Source organism: Sphingomonas sp. NCPPB 2930 (assembly GCF_042867205.1).
Lineage (GTDB): Bacteria > Pseudomonadota > Alphaproteobacteria > Sphingomonadales > Sphingomonadaceae > Sphingomonas.
Map to the genome: position 1 here is coordinate 1 of NZ_JBHZQU010000059.1, position 632 is coordinate 632.

At 31.5% G+C, this 632-nt stretch carries 2 protein-coding genes; one reads left to right on the forward strand and one right to left on the reverse strand.

The genetic code is table 11. The features are described 5' to 3' along the window. Window positions 1-282: DNA cytosine methyltransferase (locus ACFX59_RS18330; protein WP_387434501.1), on the forward strand; the 282-nt coding region annotated here is incomplete at its 5' end. A 52-nt stretch (window positions 283-334) separates the two neighbouring features. On the opposite strand, the gene ACFX59_RS18335 is transcribed toward ACFX59_RS18330, so the two are convergent. Next, a partial coding sequence (locus ACFX59_RS18335; RefSeq protein ID WP_387434504.1) for a hypothetical protein occupies window positions 335-632 on the reverse strand: 298 nt, incomplete at its 5' end.

Genomic DNA, 632 nt, shown 5'->3' on the forward strand with positions numbered 1-632 from the left:
CATACGGATAAATTTTTGGACAGATTCAAAGCTCTTTCATGGGATTCTCCATCGCATACAGTAGTTGCACATATTTCAAAAGATGGTCATCATTATATTCATCCAGATACAAAACAAAATAGATCAATTACTGTGAGAGAAGCAGCTAGATTACAGGGATTTCCAGATAATTACTATTTTTTAGATTCTAGAACCAGTGCTCTTACTCAAATTGGTAATGCAGTTCCTCCAATTTTTAGTAAAAAGATGGCTGATGCGATTTTGACATTGGAATTTAAATAAAAATCAACATATGTTCAATTTCTAAACGATGAACATATGTTGATTTTTTTAGTTACAAAAGATCAAACGCAGCAAGAAGTTGAGGAGCTACAGCATTCCATATTGTTTTTAAGGTATCAAATTGAGGAAAATTATGAGCATCATGCATTAATGTATTTAAATGCTCTGTTGCTCTTATATTTGAAAATTCGTCAATTAGGCTTTGAACTCTATTTTGGGCTATTTTTCCTTTTCTAGAAAGCAGTCGAACCATGGTTTCATACTTAACTTTATACGAAAGTTTGTCAACTTCATTTTCGGCAGTTAGTGTTTTTGGACGATTATTTTCTATTATTAGATTATGAGTACTT